We start from the raw sequence: 15,981 nt of genomic DNA, 5'->3' as shown, positions 1-15,981 counted from the left end.
CTTAGAACGTCTGCCCCAAGTTCAAATACAACGCCTTCTGATTGTCATCGTTAATCCCGTAGCTGAAATTCAGCGGGCCCAGCGGTGTATCAAAGCCAATAAAAATGCTCGCGGCATTGATGTAGCCACTGTCGAACTCGTTGTCGTTGTTCCAGGCGCGGCCGCGTTCCAGTGACGCACCGGCATACAGCGGGAAATCAAGCGGCAGGTACGAGCGCGGCGTCAGGCGGCGGTAGTAAACAGCCCGCATCAAACTGATGTTCTGCCCCGAAATAGCATCCTCACGGAACCCGGACAGCTGCCGCGCACCGCCGAGCAAAAAGCTCGAGGTCACGACGTTGGCCTGGTCCAGCGTACGCCCGTAACGCCCGCCAAGAATCCAGGTGTTTGGCCCCGAACTCAGGGCCTTGTCGAGGTTGAATTCCCATTGGCGATAACGCTCGTCCGAGCCCAGCGCCGGGTCAAACTGGCGAAACTTCAAGCTGATGTCTTCGCCGGTGTGCGGGAAGTAAACGTTATCCAGCGAGTCGAACGAGTACTTCACGTCATAAAAGCCTTCGGTGAAGCTGGTGCTCGGCAAGTCACGCTCGCCGATTCGTACATCGGCCTTGCCCCATGCCTCACCGACGCCTACACGGATTTCACCGCTGTTGCCGATCTGGCGGCCCAGGTTCAAGCCAAATCCATAGCGCTCAAGACGGTATTCAGCAATCGGGTCGTTATCCAGAATGGCCTCGACGTTCTGCGATTGAGCGTTGATATACGGCGCCACAAAGAACCGCGAGCCCGCATCCAGCGGTTGATAGAACTCGCTGTACAACTCTTGCTTATCGCCGATTTGCACCCGCGTCAGCCACTCGGCGCCCAAGCGGTTGATGCCATTGACCCGGTAGCTGGCGCCGAGGTTGAAGGCGCTGTCACCGTGCATGTCGTCAGAGAGGTTGATGCCCAGGCGCAGGAAATCGGTGCCGCTGCGTTTGGCCCGGGCGCTGATCACCAGGGTGCGCTCCTGACCTTTGTGCACTACGCGGTACTGCACCTGATCAAAGTAATCCAGGCCGTAAAGCGTGCCCATGTCTCGTTGCAAACGCGCGAGATCCAACGGCTCACCGACCGGTTGGCGGATGTAATAGCGGATCACTGAGTCGTCGATTTTCGAGTCGTTTTCGATTTTGATCGCGGTAATCACCGGGGTCCGCTCTTCGGCTGAGCGGGCGATGCTCAGTTGCGCATCGGCGGGCTGGCGCAGGCTGGCCAGACGGTTTTCAAGGATCTGCGTCGCGCGATAGCCGGCATTGATGATTTCTTCTGAGCGGCCAAAGTCCGTCGCGCCAATGCTCGCGAGCGACGGTTTGATCAGTACGTCGTCCGGTTTTAGCGTGGCCAGTTGAACCTCAGAGTTACTGCGGGTCATCAAGGTAATGGACTGGTTAAGAATGTCGAAGACCGTGTTGAGCTCCTTGCGCCCCCGCAGCGGCGTACCGATATCGACCACAATCACCAGGTCGACGCCCATCTCGCGGGCCACGTCCACCGGGATGTTGTCGACCATGCCGCCGTCGACCAGCAACTGGCCGTTGATTTCCACGGGCGCAAACACCGCCGGGATCGACATGCTGGCGCGAATCACCTGGGGCAGGTGGCCTTTGCGGAACACCACTTTCTCGCCACTGACGATGTCGGTGGCCACGGCACGGAACGGGATGGGCAGTTTGTCGAAGTCGCGCACGTCACTGCTGTGCGCCAGCAGGCTTTCCAGCAGCAATGCCAGGTTTTGCCCCTGAATGACGCCCAATGGCAGGCCCAGGCTGCCATCGTCACGGAAGCTGAGCTTTTGTCTGACCAGAAAATCCCGGTCATCCTGCTTGCGCCGGAACGGGATGTCCTCGCGGGCGGGGCTGTCTGACAGCGCTTCTTGCCAGTCGATACTCAAAGCGAGCTTTTCCAGCTCATCAATTTTGTAGCCCGAGGCATACAGTCCGCCAATCACTGCGCCCATGCTGGTGCCCGCGATGGCATCAATATGAATGCCTTGCTCTCCCAGCGCTTTGAGTACGCCGACGTGTGCCAGGCCACGGGCGGCCCCGCCGGACAGCACTAAACCGATTTTGGGCTGGGGCTTTTCAGCCGCCAACAGGGCCAATGGGCTTAAACACAGAAGCAGGAAAATCAGCAGACGGCGCATCATGAATCTCTGGGCAAGCGACAAAGGCGGCTATTATAGCGGCGCCTTTAACCTCAGGAGTTTTAGAAACATGACCGCCAGCAAGCCGCAAATTGTCATCACTTATTGCACGCAATGTCAGTGGTTGCTCCGGGCGGCCTGGTTGGCGCAAGAGCTGCTCAGTACGTTTGCTGACGATTTGCGCCAAGTGGCGCTGGAACCGGGTACCGGTGGTGTGTTCCGCATTACCTGTGACGGCGTGCAGATCTGGGAGCGCAAGGCCGACGGCGGCTTCCCCGAAGCCAAGGTGCTCAAGCAGCGGGTCCGCGATCAGATCGACCCGCAGCGTGATTTGGGGCACAACGACCGGGTTCAGTGAGCGGCTGAATCGAGCACGGCCTGTTTCGGCGTCGGGCCGCTGCTGAGGCGGCTCGACACCACAATCGCGACGATGATCAACACCCCGCCAACCAGCATGCGCAGCGTCGGGGTTTCGTGGAATATCAGCCACGCCAGAGTGATGCCGTACACCGGCTCCAGGGCAAAGACCACGGCCGCCGTGCGCGCTTTGATTACTGCCAGGCTGGCGACAAACAGGCTGTGGGCCACGCCTGTGCAGAACACCCCGAGCAAGGCGATCCACAGCCAGTCCAGCGGCCGGACTTCGCTCAGACCCGGTGCCGCAAAAGGCAGCAGGCACAAGGCGACCACCGCGTTTTGCCACATGGCTGCCTGCACTGCGGGTACGCGCCCACTGTTGGCCCGGTTATTCAGTGACAGCAGCGAAAACAGCAGGCCCGAGGCAATGGCCCAGATCAACCCTTCGGTGGCCTGGCTGGCCAGATCGAAGCTGGGGGTCACCAGAATCAGGCCGATACTGACCAGCAACACCAGAATCACTTCATTGAGGCGGATGCGCTCGCGGAAAATCAGCCCTTCGAGGATCACGGTAAATGCCGGGAAGCTGGCAAATCCGAGGGTCGCAATTGCCACCCCGGCAATTTTGACCGAAACAAAAAAACTCACCCAATGCCCGGCCAGCAGCAGGCCGCTGATCAGCAGGTTGCGCGCGTCGCGCAGTGCCAGTTTTTTCCAGCGGGTACTTTTGGCCAGCGCAGCAAAGAAGGCCAGGGCCAGCACCGCGAAACCGGCCCGGCCAAACACAATAATGGAAGCTGACGCGACGGCGAGTTTGCCGAACACGCCGGTCAGGCCGAACATCAGTGCGCCAATATGCAGGGCGCCCAAGGCGGTACGCGGAGTCATTGCAGTCCTTAAGTCGATACAGGCAAGGCAGGCAGTCTAGGCTGTGGGCTTGAGCGGTGTCTGTCGCCAGACTCGCGTCAGTTGTCGCCAGACTCGCGGCGCAGCCTCGAAGGTGACGCGCCAAATTCCCGCAGCATGGCCGCGCTGAAGGCACTTTGCGAGGCGTAGCCAACCCGGCTGGCCACTTCGCCCATGGGCAGGGCGCTGTGGCGCAAAAGCTGCAATGCCGTGTTCAGGCGGTGCTGGCGAATGTAGTCCATGGGCGTAACCCCGCATTCACTGACGAAGCGGCTGTGCAAACGCGCGCAGGACAAACCTGCGACTCGCGCCAGATCCATGACCTGAAGCGGGTAAGAGAGGTTTTGCTCAATGTAGGCATCCAGTGCGGCGAAAGGCAGACGGTTTGCAGTTACCGGTTCGACAGCGTTGTTCAGGCTCGCCAGCAGCAAAATTGCGCCTTGCCGGGCGATCAAGGGGTCGTTCACCGGGCTGGCGGCCAGCCAGCTCACCAGTTGGTGTTGATTGGCGTCGAGGCTCAAGTGCCCGGCGTTGTCGAGCAAGCGTCGGCTGGCGTCGGCATGACTGCCCAGCGACTCGCCGAGCCAGTCCTGGCCCGGTACATCGAGCACCAGGCACTGGCTGCCTTGTTCGCTGCCGCAAATATGATGGGCGCCGGCCGGGATCACCATCAGGTGCTGCTGGCGCAACAGGCTGGCCCGGCCGTCGACTTCAAAGTCGAGCAGGCCGGACAAGCTGATCACCAGCTGCGCATGCTCATGGCTGTGCGCGATTACGTCCTGGCGGTAATGACGCAGTGACAGGATTTGGCCCATGCTGAACCTCTGATTGAATCAATGCCGCCAGAATGCCGGAACACACAATACAAACACGGTAATGATCTCCAGACGCCCAAGCAACATGCCAAACGACAGAATCCATTTGGCGGCATCCGGCAAGCTGGAGAAATTGCCCGACGGGCCGATGATTTCACCCAGCCCCGGCCCCACGCCAGACACCGTACTGGCGGCGCCGGTGAGGGCGGTCATCCAGTCCAGGCCAAGCATCGACAACGCCAACGCAATGACGCAGATGGTGGTGGCGAAGAAGAACGAAAAGGTCAAAATCGAGCGCACGATTTCTTCGTCGAGGCGGTGCCCGTTGTACTTTTGCTTGATCACCGCACGGGGGTGAATCAGCTGGTTAAGGTTGGCCTTGAGCAGAATATAGGCAACCTGAAAGCGGAAAATCTTGATTCCGCCCGCCGTCGAGCCCGAGCAACCCCCGATAAAACCCAGGTAGAAAAACAGCATCAGCGAGAAGTTGCCCCACAAGCTGTAGTCGCCCAGGGCAAAGCCGGTGGTGGTCACCACCGACGTAACGTTTAGCGCCACATGACGAAAGGCGTCCCACCATGACATGTCGGTGGTCCACCACATCCAGGTGCCCATGACGAACCAGGTCACCACCAGCAGCCCGAGCAACCCTTGAACCTGTTGATCCTTGAATAATGCCCGACGATGGCCGCGCAATGTCGCCACATACAAGGTAAAAGGCAGGCTGCCGAGAATCATCACCACAATGGCCACCCAGTGCACCGCCGGTTGCGTCCACTTGGCCAGAGACTGGTCCGAGGTTGAAAACCCGCCAGTGGAAATTGCCGACATGGCGTGGTTGATCGCGTCGAACACACTCATGCCCGCCCACCAGAACGCCAGGCTACCGAGAATGGTGATGCCCACATAAGTCGCCACAATAAGGCGCGCCACCATGTGCGAACGCGGCATGACTTTTTCTGAGCGGTCAGACGATTCGGTCTGGAACAGGCGCATACCACCGATGCGCAGCAACGGCAGAATGGCCACCGCCATCCCGATAAAGCCGATGCCGCCGAGCCAGTGCAGCATCGAGCGCCACATCAAAATACCCGGCGTCATGGTGTCCAGCCCGCTCAGCACCGTGGAGCCGGTGGCGGTAATCCCGGACATGCTTTCGAAAAATGAGTCGGTGTAACTGATGTGCTGCGTCAGCAAAAACGGCAGCGCAGCAAAAATGCACACCACCAGCCAACTCGAGACCGTGAGCAGGTACATGTCCCGCGGGCGCAGGTGCACCTGCTCCGGGCGGCCGGGCAGCACCAGTGCCAGACCGGCGACGAAGGTGATCAGGCTGGCCCACAGAAAGGACGGCAGATCACTCATGCGGTCAAAAATGACCAGCGTCAGCATCGGCACAGACATGCTGACCGCGAGCGTAATCAGGAAGATGCCGATTACAAAACCGATAATGCGTAAAGTCGGCAGTGCCATGAAATCAGCTCGGGATTGAAGGGGGGCGCCATTCTACCTGTGGTCTGAGCGATGTAAACCGCCAGACTTTCGATGGATACCGTTAGAATAGCCGCACATTTTCTTCAGGAGGTGGCCAATGGAGGCTCTCGACGCTTTGCTTAACCGTGTATCTGCCCCGCGCTTGCTGGACCCTGCGCCGACGGCCGAGCAACGTGAAGTCTTGTTCGCGGCCGCCTTGCGCGCTCCGGATCACGGCCAACTGCGGCCTTACCGTTTTTTGACGGTTGAAGGTGAAGCGCGCAATCAACTGGGTGAAATCCTGGCCCAAGCGGTGCAAGGGCAGGGCGGCGAAGTGACCCAGGCGGCACTGGACAAGGCGCGGGCCATGCCATTGCGGGCGCCGTTGGTGGTGGTGGTCGTGGCACGTTTGCAGGAGCACTTCAAAGTGCCGAAGTCCGAGCAGTTGATTACCGCCGGTTGCGCTGCCCACGCCATTGAACTGGCCGCGTTTGCCCAAGGCATTGGCGCGGTGTGGCGTACTGGCGAGCTGTCCTACAACGCACACGTGGCCAAGGGCCTGGGGCTGGAAGACGGCGAAGAAGTGGTTGCGTTCCTGTATCTGGGTACCCCGCAGAACGACCTGCGTGATGCGCCAAAAGTGAACAGTGCCGAATTCGTCAAAGCCTGGTCAGCCTAAGCGTTTACGATACCGCCCCGTCTTCGATGCCGCGCTGTCGCCCAGCAAACAGGCTACCTAGTATCTTCAGCATCCCCCAATCGGTTCCCTCTCCTGCGGGAGAGGGCTAGGGTGAGGGGCTTTTTTGATCTTTAAGCGATCGCGAATCAAGCTCGCTAAGTGGCATTAGGCTCCAACGGCAACTCCAGCGTGGCAACAAACCCGCCCTGCGGGTGATTGTCCAGCAGCAACCTGCCGCCATGGCGTTCTGCCGCACGGCGGGCAATCGCCAGGCCCAGCCCATGGCCTGCCGCCGCTTGGCCCGGTGCCCGGAAGAACGGCTCGCCCAGATGCGCCAAATACTCTTTAGCCACCCCCGGGCCGTGATCGCGCACGCTGATGGCGATGTGGTCGCCCGAGCGTTGTGCGGTCAATTCAATCGGTTGTTCTGGCGGGTTGAAGCGCTGAGCGTTGCGCAGCAGGTTATCCACGGCGCGTTCGATCATGGTCGGCCAACCGCTGATGCTCAGGTCAGGCTCGGCATTGAGCTGCACTCGTTGTTCGGGGGCGGCCAGTGAGGCGTCTTTCTGGACCGTGGCGAGCAAGGGGTTCAGCTCAATGGGCTCGGCGCTCGCCTGATCGGCATCAACCCTGGCCAGCGCGAGAATTTCGCTGATCAATGATTCCAGGCGGTCGCACTCGCGGGTCAGGCGTGGCCAGAGCTTTTCGCGTTCTTCTGGCCCGGCCCGTTCGGCCAACGCCAATGCGATGCGCAAACGTGCCAGCGGTGAGCGCAGTTCATGGGACACATCGCGCAGCAGTTGGCGCTGGCTGCCGATCAAGCTTTGCAGGCGGGCGCCCATGCGGTTGAAGTCGGTTGCCAGCACGCCAAACTCATCACGCCGTGATGCGAGTTGCGCCAGGCTGTTTTGCTGATAGGTGGTTTGCCCCAGATCGTGCACGGCCCCGCGCAAGCGGCTCAACGGGCGGGTGATCGACAGCGTGACCAGCAAACTGAACAAGGTCAGCACCACCAGCGCAATCCCCAGCGCGCTCAGCGGCCAGATCAGGCTTTGGCGATGCCAGGCGTCCAGTTCCGGGTGCGGAATGCGGTAAATCAGCAAGTAGGTTTCGGCGGTCTTGGGGCTGGTGTACTCGACGGTCAGGCGGCGCCATGGCAGTTGCTCCTTGCCGCGCCCCTGTCGGGCTTCCCAAACCGCAGCGCGGCGTGGAAAGGTACCTTCCACCACCGGATCGCCACTTTCGTTAAGCACCTGGACGTCAATGTGATAACGACGCTTGCGCCGTTCGAGGAAATCCTGCGCGGCGTCCGGGCCTTGGGTTTCAAAACGTTCGGTCCACTGTTGCGCCAGATTATGCAGGCCGGGGTGGCGACTGAGGATCCAGGCGTCCTGATTGAGCATATGCCCCAACAGAATCGAGAGCCCTGCGACCAAGGCTATCGCCAGCCAAAAACTGGCCAGAATCCGCCAAAACAGTGAACGCACAGTAATTCCTCACAGGTAAATGATTGAAACGACCAAAGCCCAACGACCGGGGGGGGCGTTGGGCTTGGTAACAGACTAGATTATTGCGCTTTTGGAGCCTGTTGAGCTTTCCACTCCTTGAACTGTTTCCATTCTGCTTGGCGTTCAGCGCGTTTTTTTTGCATCTCATCGAACGTTTTTTGCTGATCAGGCTTGAGCAGCGCACGAATATCGCTCTGGGTTTTCTGATGCTTGGCAGCGATTTCGTCTTTCAGTGCCTTTTGATCAGCAGCCGGGAGTTTTTCCAGGTACTTCTCAACCAGTTGTTTACGTTCGTGCATTTGCTCGCCCATCAACTTGCCGATCTGCTGGCGCTGTTCGCGGCTCAGGTCCAGTTGGCTGTAAGGGGCATCGCCGCGACCGTGCTCACCGCCGTGACGTGGACCCATTGGGCCGTCACCACCAGGCATGGCCATTGCGACGGTTGGCAGGGCTGCAGCAAACATCAGAGCAATTAGAGTCTTACGCATGGTGTGTCTCCTTAGTACGGTTCCGGTGAATCCGGATGCGCCCAGTTTAGGGAGATCAAGGTCAATGGCTGTCAGTCGAGCGTAAAGCTTAGGTAAAGACGTTTTGGGGTGAGGTTTACATAGTGTCATCAACACAACACTCAGCCTTGCTCAAACCCCGTAGTCGCTGCCGAGGCACGAGGCTGCGATGTGGGTCGCAAGACCATCGCCAAGGGCCGCTTCGCACCCCATCGCAGCCTCGTGCCTCGGCAGCGACTACAGGTTCTTATGCGCTGTAAAAATAGCCGCGGCTGCGCAGGGCCATGATGCGTGGGCGGCCATCGGGGTGGGGGCCGATCTTTTTGCGCAGGTTGCTCACGTGCATGTCGAGGCTGCGGTCGTACAAGGTCAGCTTGCGGCCCAAGGCAATTTGCGCCAGCTCCTGTTTGTCCAGTGGCTCGCCGGGCTGGCGCAGTAACGCCTCAAGCAGGCGGCTTTCAGATACGGTCAGGGGAATGTCATGTTCGTCGATGGTGACCACGCCCCGCGCCGGGCTGAAACACAAATCGCCCAGCTCCAGTTGGGTGGACACGGCGGCCGGGTGGCTGCGGCGCAAGACAGCGCGCAAGCGGGCGGTCAGTTCGCGAGGGTCACAGGGTTTGGCCAGGTAATCATCGGCTCCCAGTTCGAGGCCGAGAATACGGTCCAGCGGTTCGCCACGGGCCGACAGCATCAGCACGGGCAGGTCAGGGTGGTCGTTGCGCAGTTGCTTGAGGAGCTCCAGACCACTGCCGTCGGGCAGCATCACGTCCAGCACCACTGCATCGGGGCTGGCCTCGAGCAACGCCTTGCGGGCGCTCAGGCCGTCGTGGCAAGCGCGTACCTGGAAGCCTTCCTGGCTTAACCAACTGCTCAGAAGCTCACACAGCTCCTGGTCATCATCTATCAGTAACAGGTCGCTCATGTCTTACTCGATTTAGCCAGTGCCGACGCTTTGCGCGTCGGCGACCGGCAAAAAATACCGCGATTAGGGCAGGACTTTCTTGAACGGCTTGACGATTACATTGGCGTACACGCCAGCAGCCACGTAAGGGTCCGCGTCAGCCCAGGCCTGGGCAGCTACCAGTGAGTCGAACTCGGCGACCACCAGGCTGCCAGTGAAACCGGCCGGGCCTGGGTCATTACTGTCGATGGCCGGGTGCGGGCCAGCCAGAACGACACGGCCTTCTTTTTGCAGTGCTTGCAGGCGCTCAAGGTGCGCCGGGCGTGCGGCCAGGCGTTTTTCAAGGGAGTCGGCAACGTCGGTGGAAATGATTGCGTAGAGCATGTCAGTCCTCGGATTTGGTGTTGGTCGGTGCAGAATCGGTGTCATGCAGGTGGCGCGACAGATAAATACCCTGAGCAACCAGGAACAGCACGGTCATGCCCAGGCTGCCGAAGACTTTGAAGTCGACCCAGATGCTCTGATAAGTGAAGGCCACAAACAGGTTGGCCGCACCGCAGAACAGGAAGAAGCCGATCCAGGCCAGGTTCAGGCGCGTCCAGACGGCATCCGGCAGGGTCAGCGCGTGGCCCATGATGCGTTTGATCAGCGGCTTGTCGCCAATGAAATGGCTACCGGCAAACGCCACGGCAAACAGCCAGTTCACCACCGGCGCCTTCCATTTAAGGAAGGTTTCGCTGTGGAAGGCCAAGGTCAGGCTGCCAAATACCAGGCAGGCGATCAGGGTCAGCCACTGGCTCTTTTCGAGCTTGCGCTGCTTGATAAACAGAATGCCGTAAACCACCACCGAGCTGAGGATCAACATCGCTGTCGCGCTGAAGATGCCCCCGACCGTCAGGCTATGCCCGGCGAAATCAACGACGCGTGGTTCGATTTTGTAGACAACGAAAAACAGTAACAGCGGGATGAAGTCGATGAATTGTTTCACAGTGGCAGCCAGAAGCAGGATGTGGCGGCATAATAACAAACATCAATGACAGCGAAAGCGTCAGCTAGAGGTTATTAAATCCCCGTGGAAATAGACTTGCATTGCCATAGCACGGCATCTGATGGCGCTTTGGCGCCGGCGGCACTGGTTGCGCGTGCGTTCGAGAAAGGTGTGCGAGTCCTGGCCCTGACCGATCACGATACACTTGAAGGCCTCGAAGAGGCCCGCGCGGCGGCGCTGGCCTTGAACATGACGCTGATAAACGGCATTGAATTGTCGTGTACCTGGGGTGGCGCGACTATTCATGTACTGGGCTACGGGTTTGATACCCAGGCCCCGGCCTTGCTTGAGGCCATCGCCAAACTGCACGAAGGCCGTTGGCTGCGCGCAGAAGAAATCAGCCGCAAGCTCGCCCTCAAAGGCATGCCCGGCGCACTGGAAGGCGCGCGGGCCATTCAACAGGGCCTGGGCGACAGCGGCAATGCCCCGGCCCGTCCGCACTTTGCCGACTACCTGGTTGAGGCCGGGTACGTCAAAGATCGCGCCGAAGCGTTCCGCAAATGGCTGGGCGCTGGCAAGCTGGGCGACGTCAAACAGCATTGGCCGACCCTTGACGAGACCGTCGGCACTTTGCGTGCAGCCGGTGCCTGGGTGAGCCTGGCGCACCCGTCGCACTACGATTTCACGCGCAGCAAGCGACGTCGGCTGATTGGCGACTATATTCAAGCGGGAGGTCACGCGATTGAGGTCGTCAATGGCTACCAACCTGCTGATCAGGTGGGCAGCCTGGCGATTCTGGCGCGTGAATTTGGTCTGCTGGTCAGTGCCGGCAGTGATTTTCATGGCCCTGGAGGTTGGTCCGAGATCGGCGAATATCGCCCCGTCCCGGAAGATCTGCCGCCATTGTGGTGTCGATTCAAATATGACCAGCCTGCTGCCACCGACTGAACAGGAACATAACGTGAGTCAATTTTTCCAGATCCATCCGGAAAACCCGCAGCCGCGCCTGATCAAACAGGCAGTCGAGATCATCCGCGAGGGTGGCGTGGTGATCTATCCCACCGATTCGTCCTATGCCGTGGGTTGTCAGATAGGCGACAAAACCGCGATCGAGCGAATCAAGCGCCTGCGTAACCTGGACGATAAACACAACTTCACTTTAATGTGCAGCGACCTGTCGCAATTGGGTATGTTTGCCAGGGTTGGTACTGGCGTGTTCCGTTTGCTCAAAGCTCACACGCCGGGGCCGTACACCTTTATCCTCAACGCTACCCGTGAAGTGCCGCGCCTGCTGCTGCACCCCAAGCGGCGCACCATCGGTATGCGCGTTCCGCAGCATCCGATTGCCCTGGCACTGCTCCAGGAACTGAACGAGCCGCTGATGAGCGTCACGCTGATCCTGCCGGGTGAAACCGAGCCGATGGAAGACCCTTACGAGATTCGCCAGGAGCTGGAAAAGCACGTCGATCTGATTATTGATGGCGGTTTTGGCGGCAATAAGGCTTCGACCGTGATTAATCTGATTAATGACGAACCCGAAATCGTACGGGTAGGTTGTGGTGACCCGACGCCGTTTATGGTCGAGGCCTGATGTCAGACCTGGACGTAGTAGAAACGGTTGATGAGCAAGCCGGTGCCCAGCAAGAACTGCCGTTTGCCATGGTCTATGGCCAGGCCGTTATTGAAATGCCGATGGACCTGTACATCCCCCCGGATGCGCTGGAGGTGTTTCTTGACGCCTTTGAAGGCCCGCTCGACTTGCTGCTGTACCTGATCCGCAAACAGAACATCGACATTCTGGACATTCCCGTGGCGGAAATTACCCGCCAGTACATGGGCTATGTCGAACTGATGAAAACCGTGCGTCTGGAGCTGGCCGCCGAGTATTTGGTGATGGCCGCGATGCTGGCCGAAATCAAGTCACGCATGCTCCTGCCGCGCTCGGCCGAGGTCGAAGAGGAAGAAGGCGACCCGCGTGCCGAACTGATCCGCCGCTTGCAACAATACGAGCGATTCAAGGCGGCAGCGGAAGGCATTGATGGCTTGAGCCGGGTAGGGCGCGACATCATCGTGCCCAAACTCGATGCCCCCGAGGCACGGGCGCGCAAGCTGGTGCCGGACGTCGCGCTCGAAGAGCTGCTAATGTCCATGGCCGAAGTGCTGCGCCGTACCGACATGTTTGAAAGCCATCAGGTCAGCCGTGAAGCCCTGTCCACGCGAGAGCGCATGAGCGAAGTGCTGGAACGTCTCAAAGGCGGCGGTTTTGTGCCGTTTGTTGAGCTGTTCACCGTAGAAGAAGGGCGTTTGGGCGTGGTCGTGACCTTTATGGCCATTCTTGAGCTGGTCAAAGAGTCGCTGGTCGAGTTGGTGCAAAATGAGCCCTTCACGGCAATCCACGTGCGGGCGCGAGCCGAATAAAGAGCTGAAACCATGAATTTGACTGAACCCCGCGAACTGGCACCGCTGCTGGAGGCCTTTTTGTTGGCCTCCGGAAAGCCGCAAAGCCTGGAGCGACTGTTTGAGCTGTTTGATGAGAGCGAACGGCCTGAGCCGCCCGTTTTCAAAAAGGCCCTCGATGTGCTGCGCAAATCGTGCGATGGCCGCGCCTTTGAACTCAAGGAAGTCGCCTCGGGCTATCGCCTGCAAATTCGCGAGAAGTTTTCGCCGTGGGTCGGGCGGCTGTGGGAAGAACGCCCGCAACGTTATTCACGGGCGATGCTCGAAACCATGGCGCTGATTGCCTATCGCCAGCCCATCACCCGTGGCGAGATCGAAGACGTGCGCGGCGTAGCGGTCAACAGCCACATCGTCAAAACCCTGCTGGAGCGCGAATGGATCCGCGTGGTGGGCTACCGCGACGTGCCGGGCAAACCGGCGATGTTTGCGACCACCAAGGCGTTTCTGGACCACTTCAATCTGCAAAACCTCGACGATTTACCGCCGTTGGCCGAACTGCGCGAGCTGGAGCCAGACCCGATCCTCGACTTCGACGACGCCCCTGTGCCTGAACACTTGCAAGCCCTGGCAGACGAAAGCCTGGAGCCTGAAGAGCCCAAGGACGAGACCAGCTTCCGCACCCTGCTGGTGGAACTGGACTCGATGGAAGAAGGTCTTAAAACTGACTTTGATGACTTGTTGAGGGAAGAAGCAGCAGTCAGCGATGAGCCGCAACCGGCAAGTGAAGAGCCAGAGCCAACACCTGAACCTGAGCCAGAACCGCAACCTGAGGTCGAGCCACGGCTCAGCGCGGCGGAGCTGGCGCGTGATCGCTTGCGTGCTGCCGTAGCAGCCCTGGAAGCGCGGGCCGCCCTGAGTGAAGAAGAACTCGAAGCCCGAGCCCTGGCCGACGCCATCGAACAGGAACGCCGCGATCTCGAAGACTGACACACCCCTTGTAGGAGCGAGCTTGCCTCGCGATCTTTTGATCTTTTAAAAATCGCGAGACAAGCTCGCTCCTACAGGGATTTTGAGAGATTCCATCATGAAAGACCCCTGCATCAGCCTCTGCAAATTCACCGATGACATCTGCATCGGCTGCGGGCGCAGCAAGCGTGAAATCAAAAGCTGGAAGAAACTCGACAAGGATGAAAAACGTGCCGTGCTGGCCGAAGCCGCCCTGCGTTTGAAGACTCTGAAGGCCACCGGCCGGCGGAAAAAGAAGTAAGTCGGCGCCTTCATCACCCGACATTGATGCGCAATGGCCAACATCCGCGTATGATTCGCGACCCCCACGCGCTCGTTCGAGCAGCAGGGCTTAATTTTTAACACCTCAGGCCACGCCTGAGTTGACACACCGGGAGGTGCCCAGATGAGTGATCTAGACCCTAAAGACAGCCAGGAAATTGGCCCGGCAGGCGAAAAACTGCAAAAAGTACTCGCCCGTATCGGCGTCGGCTCGCGCCGCGACGTAGAAAGCTGGATCAGCCAAGGCCGCATCAAGGTCAATGGCAAGGATGCAACCCTTGGGTTGCGCGTAGATCTGCATGACGCCATCTCCATCGATGGCAAGGTGATCAAGCGTGAAGAGGCCGCCGAATCGGTGCGCCGCGTGATCATGTACAACAAACCCGACGGCGAAATCTGCACCCGTGACGACCCGGAAGGCCGTCCGACCGTGTTTGACAAGCTGCCGCGCCCAAAAGAAGGCCGCTGGATCAACATCGGTCGTCTCGACATCAACACCACCGGCTTGCTGATGTTCACCACCGACGGTGAGCTGGCTAACCGCCTGATGCACCCTTCCTACGAAATGGACCGTGAATACGCGGTACGTGTGCGTGGCGAAGTCGATGACGAAATGATCGAACGCCTCAAGGCGGGCGTCGTGCTGGAAGACGGCCCTGCGCGTTTCACCGACATCAAGCAAGCGCCAGGCGGTGAAGGCTTCAACCATTGGTACCACTGCGTGGTGATGGAAGGCCGTAACCGTGAAGTACGTCGTTTGTGGGAATCTCAGGGCTTGGTGGTCAGCCGTCTGAAGCGCGTGCGTTTCGGTCCGGTGTTCCTCAACTCTGACCTGCCGATGGGTCGCTGGCGCGAAATGAGCCAGTACGAAATCGACATTCTCAGTGCTGAAGTCGGCCTCACGCCGGTTGCCCTGCCTGAAATGAACGCCAAGAGCAAAGACAAGCTTGAGCGCATGCAGCGCAAGTCATCGCGCCCAGTACCGCGTGCTGACCGTGTTGCACGTACCTTGCGCCCGGCCAATGGTGAACCGGCTGCGCCGCGTCCAGCGCGTCAACCGCACATCGAAGGTGAGCGTCCAGGTCGTCCGGCCCGTGATGAGTCTGCCCGTCCGGCCCGCAAGCCGTCCGGCCGCACTGACCGTGTACCGGCAGGTCGCGGTGCACCGATCGCCGAGCGTCCGAGCGAAATCAGCAAGCGCCCGGCCAAGCCGACGCGCTCGGGTCCAAAGCTGGTTGATGATGCGCCGTCCGGCAAGCGTCGTGGCGCGCCGTCCGGTTCCGGTCAGCGTCCAGGCTTTGGTCGTCGCAAGCCTGAGTAAACCTGCGGCGCTGTAAAAAAAACGCCAACCCCCAAAGGGTTGGCGTTTTTTTATGCCTGCAAATCACCTGGCCCTGTAGGAGCGAGCTTGCCTCGCGATCTTTTGATCTTCTAAAAGATCGCGAGGCAAGCTCGCTCCTACAAAATCAGGTTTCCACGTGGAAATATTTCTTTACGCTCCGTAAAGCTATCTCTACAAAATCAACAGGTTATCCGGCGCAGCAGCCCGTTTCACCCCTTCTGTAAAGAATACTTTCCGGAAAAAGGGCTGCCGGTACTATTTCTGACCGTTTATTGGCTTGTTTCGTCTTGCAAACGGCGGTGTGATGGGATCTTGCCTACGAGCGGGTGTACAATGCGCCGCGTTTTAACTGTGACCCAATTGCGTACCCGCGCTTTTTGCGCTGCTCAACCCCGTGATGAGTGGCCAAAACCTCGAGGCTAACCCGCCTTGTTAACTCCGCATCGCCACAAGCGTTGCGGGTTCGATTCCGTCACAGATAAAAACAAACAGGTGACGCATGACTCGTGAAACAACTTTGGATTCCTGGCGTCTGCGCTGGGGTTTGATGTGTGTTGTAGACCCTTCGATCACTGCCTCTGGTGCTCAAGCTACATCGCACTGAATCACATCAAACCTTGTGTGGAACGCTTTC

The 15,981-nt window shown here is 59.3% G+C and carries 17 protein-coding genes; 8 read left to right on the top strand and 9 right to left on the bottom strand.

Translation table 11 applies throughout. The annotated features are described in order from the left end of the window. Position 1 precedes the first annotated feature (1 nt). Positions 2-2,185 carry a patatin-like phospholipase family protein gene (locus tag TU84_RS18365; protein WP_048371503.1) on the bottom strand — a complete coding sequence of 728 codons (2,184 nt, stop codon included), beginning with the start codon at positions 2,183-2,185 and terminating at the stop codon, positions 2-4. A 70-nt stretch (positions 2,186-2,255) separates the two neighbouring features. Between TU84_RS18365 and TU84_RS18360 the strand changes: the two genes are divergently transcribed. Beyond that, positions 2,256-2,543 carry an Rdx family protein gene (locus TU84_RS18360; protein WP_048371501.1) on the top strand — a complete coding sequence of 96 codons (288 nt, stop codon included), beginning with the start codon at positions 2,256-2,258 and terminating at the stop codon, positions 2,541-2,543. On the opposite strand, the gene TU84_RS18355 is transcribed toward TU84_RS18360, so the two are convergent. The 3 genes from TU84_RS18355 to TU84_RS18345 form a co-directional block, all read right to left on the bottom strand. Further along, positions 2,537-3,430, bottom strand: a complete 894-nt coding sequence (locus TU84_RS18355) for a DMT family transporter (RefSeq protein WP_048371499.1) — start codon at positions 3,428-3,430, stop codon at positions 2,537-2,539. The genes TU84_RS18360 and TU84_RS18355 overlap by 7 nt on opposite strands. 77 nt (positions 3,431-3,507) lie before the next feature. Next, entirely contained in the window at positions 3,508-4,263 is a 756-nt protein-coding gene (locus TU84_RS18350; protein WP_048371497.1) for a helix-turn-helix transcriptional regulator, read from the bottom strand. A gap of 18 nt (positions 4,264-4,281) precedes the next feature. Beyond that, on the bottom strand, positions 4,282-5,736 hold the full coding sequence (locus TU84_RS18345; protein ID WP_048371495.1) for a TrkH family potassium uptake protein: 1,455 nt from the start codon (positions 5,734-5,736) through the stop codon (positions 4,282-4,284). 118 nt (positions 5,737-5,854) lie between these two features. Between TU84_RS18345 and TU84_RS18340 the strand changes: the two genes are divergently transcribed. Beyond that, a complete protein-coding gene (locus TU84_RS18340) occupies positions 5,855-6,415 on the top strand; it encodes an NAD(P)H nitroreductase (RefSeq protein ID WP_048371492.1) in 561 nt (186 codons plus the stop codon). A 155-nt stretch (positions 6,416-6,570) separates the two neighbouring features. On the opposite strand, the gene TU84_RS18335 is transcribed toward TU84_RS18340, so the two are convergent. The 5 genes from TU84_RS18335 to TU84_RS18315 all read right to left on the bottom strand — a co-directional run bounded on the left by TU84_RS18335 (position 6,571) and on the right by TU84_RS18315 (position 10,321). Continuing rightward, positions 6,571-7,902, bottom strand: a complete 1,332-nt coding sequence (locus TU84_RS18335; RefSeq protein ID WP_048371491.1) for a sensor histidine kinase — start codon at positions 7,900-7,902, stop codon at positions 6,571-6,573. Positions 7,903-7,982: 80 nt separating this feature from the next. Then, positions 7,983-8,411, bottom strand: coding sequence for a Spy/CpxP family protein refolding chaperone (locus TU84_RS18330; protein ID WP_048371489.1), 429 nt, complete (start codon positions 8,409-8,411; stop codon positions 7,983-7,985). 265 nt (positions 8,412-8,676) lie between these two features. Beyond that, positions 8,677-9,354, bottom strand: coding sequence for a response regulator transcription factor (locus TU84_RS18325; protein WP_048371487.1), 678 nt, complete (start codon positions 9,352-9,354; stop codon positions 8,677-8,679). Between the two features lie 63 nt (positions 9,355-9,417). Further along, a complete protein-coding gene (locus TU84_RS18320; RefSeq protein WP_048371486.1) occupies positions 9,418-9,717 on the bottom strand; it encodes a YciI family protein in 300 nt (99 codons plus the stop codon). A 1-nt stretch (position 9,718) separates the two neighbouring features. Next, entirely contained in the window at positions 9,719-10,321 is a 603-nt protein-coding gene (locus tag TU84_RS18315; RefSeq protein ID WP_048371484.1) for a septation protein A, read from the bottom strand. An 84-nt stretch (positions 10,322-10,405) separates the two neighbouring features. On the opposite strand from TU84_RS18315, the gene TU84_RS18310 reads away from it, so the two are divergent. The 6 genes from TU84_RS18310 (at position 10,406) to rluB (ending at position 15,326) form a co-directional block, all read left to right on the top strand. Further along, positions 10,406-11,269: a PHP domain-containing protein gene (locus TU84_RS18310; RefSeq protein ID WP_048371481.1), complete on the top strand. Its 864-nt coding sequence runs from the start codon at positions 10,406-10,408 to the stop codon at positions 11,267-11,269. A gap of 13 nt (positions 11,270-11,282) precedes the next feature. Beyond that, a complete protein-coding gene (locus TU84_RS18305; RefSeq protein ID WP_082148760.1) occupies positions 11,283-11,912 on the top strand; it encodes an L-threonylcarbamoyladenylate synthase in 630 nt (209 codons plus the stop codon). A gap of 128 nt (positions 11,913-12,040) precedes the next feature. Beyond that, entirely contained in the window at positions 12,041-12,739 is a 699-nt protein-coding gene (locus TU84_RS18300) for a segregation and condensation protein A (RefSeq protein WP_164488149.1), read from the top strand. Between the two features lie 12 nt (positions 12,740-12,751). After that, complete coding sequence (scpB, locus tag TU84_RS18295) at positions 12,752-13,705, top strand: SMC-Scp complex subunit ScpB (protein ID WP_048371475.1); 954 nt, start codon at positions 12,752-12,754, stop codon at positions 13,703-13,705. Between the two features lie 97 nt (positions 13,706-13,802). After that, on the top strand, positions 13,803-13,985 hold the full coding sequence (locus TU84_RS18290; RefSeq protein WP_048371472.1) for a DUF1289 domain-containing protein: 183 nt from the start codon (positions 13,803-13,805) through the stop codon (positions 13,983-13,985). A 144-nt stretch (positions 13,986-14,129) separates the two neighbouring features. After that, positions 14,130-15,326, top strand: coding sequence for a 23S rRNA pseudouridine(2605) synthase RluB (gene rluB, locus TU84_RS18285; RefSeq protein ID WP_048371470.1), 1,197 nt, complete (start codon positions 14,130-14,132; stop codon positions 15,324-15,326). Positions 15,327-15,981 lie beyond the last annotated feature (655 nt).

The sequence above is a fragment of the Pseudomonas helleri genome (genome assembly GCF_001043025.1).
GTDB classification, from domain to species: domain Bacteria; phylum Pseudomonadota; class Gammaproteobacteria; order Pseudomonadales; family Pseudomonadaceae; genus Aquipseudomonas; species Aquipseudomonas helleri.
Note: the sequence above shows the minus strand (reverse complement) of the source record. Positions and strands in the feature narration are given on the sequence as shown.